Origin of the sequence: Arthrobacter sp. RAF14, assembly GCF_052114185.1 — a bacterium.
Lineage (GTDB): Bacteria > Actinomycetota > Actinomycetes > Actinomycetales > Micrococcaceae > Arthrobacter_E.
This window is the reverse complement of record NZ_JBFREG010000014.1, coordinates 1-4,535: the sequence shown is the minus strand read 5'-3', so window position 1 is coordinate 4,535 and position 4,535 is coordinate 1. Positions and strand designations below refer to the sequence as shown.

At 65.8% G+C, this 4,535-nt stretch carries 5 protein-coding genes and 1 rRNA gene; 1 reads left to right on the top strand and 5 read right to left on the bottom strand.

Translation table 11 applies throughout. From position 1 onward, the window contains the following. Positions 1 to 149 precede the first annotated feature (149 nt). From AB4Y75_RS16680 to AB4Y75_RS16665, 4 genes are all read right to left on the bottom strand, one after another. The gene (locus AB4Y75_RS16680) at positions 150 to 854 is read right to left on the bottom strand and encodes a class I SAM-dependent methyltransferase (RefSeq protein ID WP_441436998.1); all 705 of its coding nucleotides are present in this window, start codon (positions 852 to 854) and stop codon (positions 150 to 152) included. A 125-nt stretch (positions 855 to 979) separates the two neighbouring features. Then, positions 980 to 1,264, bottom strand: coding sequence for an HU family DNA-binding protein (locus tag AB4Y75_RS16675; RefSeq protein ID WP_066217548.1), 285 nt, complete (start codon positions 1,262 to 1,264; stop codon positions 980 to 982). 196 nt (positions 1,265 to 1,460) lie between these two features. Then, positions 1,461 to 2,327: a 3-hydroxyacyl-CoA dehydrogenase family protein gene (locus AB4Y75_RS16670; protein WP_441436997.1), complete on the bottom strand. Its 867-nt coding sequence runs from the start codon at positions 2,325 to 2,327 to the stop codon at positions 1,461 to 1,463. A gap of 9 nt (positions 2,328 to 2,336) precedes the next feature. Further along, entirely contained in the window at positions 2,337 to 3,293 is a 957-nt protein-coding gene (locus AB4Y75_RS16665) for a hypothetical protein (RefSeq protein ID WP_441436996.1), read from the bottom strand. 130 nt (positions 3,294 to 3,423) lie between these two features. Between AB4Y75_RS16665 and AB4Y75_RS16660 the strand changes: the two genes are divergently transcribed. Beyond that, positions 3,424 to 4,323: an aminoglycoside phosphotransferase family protein gene (locus AB4Y75_RS16660; RefSeq protein WP_441436995.1), complete on the top strand. Its 900-nt coding sequence runs from the start codon at positions 3,424 to 3,426 to the stop codon at positions 4,321 to 4,323. Positions 4,324 to 4,434: 111 nt separating this feature from the next. On the opposite strand, the gene rrf is transcribed toward AB4Y75_RS16660, so the two are convergent. Further along, positions 4,435 to 4,535 (bottom strand): 5S ribosomal RNA (gene rrf, locus AB4Y75_RS16655); the annotation flags it as partial.

The window sequence follows — 4,535 nt, the reverse complement described above, 5'->3', positions numbered from 1 at the left end:
TAAACCACCCAACCAGAAAACAAATTCACCAAAGAAACAACCCCCAGGCACCACAAAAAAGCACCCGGAAAAGGAGTTGAAAATCAAAGGAATAAGAATCGAAGACCGCCACCAGAACCAGCACAACCGGCCCGGCAACCCGATCTACTTTACACACTTCCGTGAGGCTCCGCAAGCCCGCCGCCGGAAGGTTCTTCCCCGGGCCTCACAGACGCCCGGACCGCCTCCCAGTGGCCCTGTGCTCTCTGGACTCCCGTGGCTGCCCGCACCCGGGATGCCACGGGCCGGAAGCCCGCCGAGACCAGCTCGTCCTCGATCCATTCCATCGGCCAGGCCCAGGCCGGTGCCACCTTGTGGGCGAAGGCCCGCGGCTCTTCCCCGTCCGTCGTGAAGAATCCGAGCAGCATCCTCCCCTCGGGGCGGAGCACCCGGCGAATCTCCGCCAATGCTCTGCGCATGTCCGCCGGCTCGAAATGAATGAGGGAGAACCATGCCAGCACCCCCGCCCAGGAGCCATCCTCTGAAGGAAGCCTCCGAAGGTCGGCCTGCTGGAACCGGAGGCCTGGATATCGCCGTCGGGCGTGCTCGAGAAACTGAGTGGAAAGATCGACTCCGGCCACTTGCACACCACGGTGCGCCAGCGCGGCGGTCCAGTGCCCCGGGCCACAGCCGGCGTCGAGCACCGGTCCCTCGCAGCCGGCCGCCCACGCGACGATCACGTCCCGGTCCTCGGGCTCGGCAAGCTCCTCGTCCCCGAAGAGCTCCACATACAGATCCACCACCGCGTCATAGGACTCGGCCACAGCCCGGCCGCCGGCTGATTCCTTCGACGGGCCCGATTCGTTCTCCGACATCCATTCCTCTCGTTCACTGCAGCGTCGTTCAGCGCGGCACCGGCCGGCATCCGTGCTTCAACACATTCGTGCTTAAACAGCAGAGGGCACCGGCGGATGCCGGTGCCCTCTGGAAGCGAAGGTGCTTACTTCTTGGAAGCAGCGGCCTTCAGCTTGGAGCCTGCGGTCAGCTTGACGCTGTGGCCGGCCGGGATCTGGATGGTCTCGCCGGTCTGGGGGTTGCGGCCGGTGCGAGCAGCACGGTCGGTGCGCTCAACTGCGAGCCAGCCCGGGATGGTGATCTTCTCGCCGGCGGCGACGGAAGCTTCGAAAACCTCGAACAGGGCATCCAGCACGTTGTTGACGGAAGCCTGGCTGACGTCAGCCTTCTTGGCAACTTCGGCGACGACGTCGCTACGGTTCTTAGCCATGGGTGTCCTCCTGGACGTATCGACTACTTGGAATTACCACGCGGTTCGCGCGGGAACCACTGTTCTGAAACTTACCAGCCCTGACGGCTCAGGACTGCAAATTCCGCGTGTTTTCGGTGTTTTTTGCTCCATCTCACCCGGTTTTCGGCTCAGAGCGAAGACCAGCGGGGGTCTGGCGCCCCCGTTCGGGCACGCCTCAGGAGGCGTAGCTGTAGAACCCTTCGCCACTCTTGCGCCCCAGTTTGCCGGCGTCCACGTACTCATGGAGCAGCGTGCGAGGCCCTTCAGGCAGATGCGGGTTCTCCGCCGCATAGTGGTCTTCGATGTCCAGCACCACGTCCAGACCCACGTTGTCCATCATCTGGAAAGGCCCGACCGGCAGGTGCCAGTTGAGCCGGAACATGGCGTCCACGTCCTCGGGCCGGGCCACACCGTCCGCCACCACGGCCAGCGATTCACGCTTGATGGCGGCCCACACCCGGTTGAAGATGAAGCCCGTGCTCTCCTTCTGCGCTTCGAACGGGTGCACGTCGAACTCCGGCAGCACCCGCAGAAGGGTGTCCAACAGCGCGCGGTCCGTCTCGCCGTCGGACATCACATCGGCGGCGTTCGAGGTGGGTGGCATGTAGAAGTGGAGATTGCACAGCCGCGACTTGTCCCGGATCTCCTCGTTCATCAAACGGGACGCGTATGACGAGGAGTTGGTGGCGAAAATGGCATCGGCCGGCGCCAACTGGTCGACCTGGCCCCACAGGGGGATCTTGATGTCGAGCCGCTCCGGGACGGCCTCGATCACCAGCCAGGCGTCCTCCAGCGCCTCGGACAGACCAGCCGCGGCCACCACGGTCCCGGCTTCACCCGACCCGCGCTCGGCGAGCACGCCGGGCAGAGTGTCGGCGACGTACTGGACCGCAGCCGCAGCCACGGCGGGCTGCGGATCAGAGATGCGCACCGTTCCGCCACGGGAAGCCATCATGAGGGCGATCCTGCGGCCCAGCGTGCCACCGCCGATCACCGTCACGGGGCGGTTCCGGATCTGGTCGAAGGTGAATTCGTATGCCATGAGAGGTCCTCAGTCCTGCTGTTCGTGAATGGTGTTCAGGTCGTGCGTGGTGTTCAGGCCGGCCAGGCCTGAAAGCGGCGTGCCGAGATCGGCGACCACGCGGGTCGCTGCGACCTCGCCGGCGGAGTGGAGCTCGACGGCGAGAATGCGGCCGCCCAGCTCAGAGACGTAGGCGAGACCGGCGCCGCCGTCGATCGCCAAACCGATGGCCTCCCGGAAGCCCCGGGCCAGGATCTCGGGAGCACCGCCCACGCGGCCGGGCGCCGGGAGCGGCGCCCGGTTGAGAGTGTTGCCGAACGGCTCAGCCCCACGGTCCGTCCAGTACAGGAATCCCTGATGGATCTCCAGGTCGATCGGCTCCGGCAGTCCGTCCCAGAGGATCTCGATGTCGCTGCGTGAGCGGGGATCCTCCCCGGGCGGCAGCGTCAGCCCTGCGCGGAGGATCCTGCCGTGGCCGCCCTTCGCCGGACCCTTCTGCGTCCAGTACAGGTGTCCCGCCTCGGGATCAACGGCGACGCCGACGCATTCCGGGTCCTTGGAACCGTCCGGAGTGTTGATCACCAGATCCCGCAGCCCAGTTCCGTCGACGTTCACCGACGAGACCCTGCAGCCCTCACGATCACTCCAGTACAGGCGGCCTGCGCCGTCGCCCGTCAGCTGCTTTCCCGTGGTGAGGACGCCGGATTCGACGACGGCGGACACCTGGCCATCGGCAAGAGCGGCCGCGCTGATCCCGCCGTTGCGGGCGCTGTAGTCGAGGTTCTCCTCACCGCTCACGCCTGGCAGCACTGCGGGAACACCCATGGTGGTCCAGTACACGGTGCCGTCCTGGACGACGATGCCGTCCGGGCAGGGGCCGGCCTCCTTCACGAAGGTTGTCACCGGTCCGCTGCCGCCGGCGCTGTCGAGGGGAATCCTGACGATGTCGCCTTCGGAGAGGCGCAGGGCAAGAAGTGAATGGAACACTTCAACCTCCGTTGTTAGTTGCTATCTGCAACAAACATACGCTTCTAAGTTGCACTATGCAACATGGCCTGCGGTAGCGGTCCCTCTGAAACCGTTACCGTAAGAGCACGTCGGAGGAGGGAAGACCGTCATGATGCATGAAGGTGAGCTCGCGCTCAGCGACCACCAGGCGGTCGCCCTGATCATCGGCCGCTTTCCCCGGTACCGAGGCCACAGCATCCGCCGCCTCAAGACACCCGGAACCGTCAACGCGATCTTCCGGGTGGGAGAGTCGGCCACCGCACGGTTCCCTCTCCAGCCAGCGGATCAGTCCACGGGTGAAACGGCTCTGCTCCGGGAAGCGCAGGCGATGGAGGAATTCCGCAGTGCGTCCGCCTTCCCGGGCCCGCGTCCCCTGGGTGTCGCAGCGCCGACGGCCGGCTACCCGACAGCCTGGAGCCTGCAGAGCTGGCTGCCCGGGGACTGCCCGTCGCCGCGGAGCCACGAAAGCTCAGATCTCTTCGCCGAGGACCTGGCGACGCTCATCTCCTCGCTGAGAGAACATCCGGTCAAGGGGCGGCGATTCTCCGGATCCGGCCGAGGAGGGGTGCTGCGCGACCATGATGACTGGATGCAGGAATGCCTCCGGCGCAGCGAGGGCGTTTTGGACGTCCCGCGGCTCCGCCGACTCTGGGAGCGTTTCCGCGAGTTGCCTGCGGGCGGCGCCGACGTCATGAGCCATCAGGACCTCATTCCGGCCAATCTGCTGGTCGACGGCGAACGGCTGAGCGGAGTCCTCGACACCGGCGGCTTCGGCCCTGCCGACCCTGCCCTCGATCTGGTCTCGGCCTGGCACCTGCTCGACGCTCCCCGTCGGCAGCTGCTGCGGGAACGGCTCGACGTCGGCGACGCGGAATGGGAGCGGGGAGCCGGGTGGGCTTTTCAGCAGGCCATGGGCCTGGTCTGGTACTACCGGGAGTCGAATCCGGTGATGTCGTGCCTGGGCCGGTGCACGGTGGGGAGATTGTCGGGTCGTCAAATGGGTGGTTAAACGGGTGCAGCTCCCTGCACTGTTGCTGGGGGCTGCTGTTGGTGTTGGTGGTGGTGGTGGGTTAAGGGGTGTGGCCCAAGCGTCGTTGCTTGGGCCACCCTTTGTGGTTGTGTCCGGCGGTGTCCTACTCTCCCACACCCTCACGAGTGCAGTACCATCGGCGCTGTGGGTCTTAGCTTCCGGGTTCGGAATGGGACCGGGCGTTTCCCCCA

What these genes read in the sequence shown, in the direction of transcription:
- AB4Y75_RS16675 (WP_066217548.1), bottom strand. Translation starts at nt 1,264, where the DNA reads ATGGCTAAGAACCGTAGCGACGTCGTCGCCGAAGTTGCCAAGAAGGCT.
- AB4Y75_RS16660 (WP_441436995.1), top strand. Translation starts at nt 3,424, where the DNA reads ATGATGCATGAAGGTGAGCTCGCGCTCAGCGACCACCAGGCGGTCGCC.
- AB4Y75_RS16670 (WP_441436997.1), bottom strand. Translation starts at nt 2,327, where the DNA reads ATGGCATACGAATTCACCTTCGACCAGATCCGGAACCGCCCCGTGACG.
- AB4Y75_RS16680 (WP_441436998.1), bottom strand. Translation starts at nt 854, where the DNA reads ATGTCGGAGAACGAATCGGGCCCGTCGAAGGAATCAGCCGGCGGCCGG.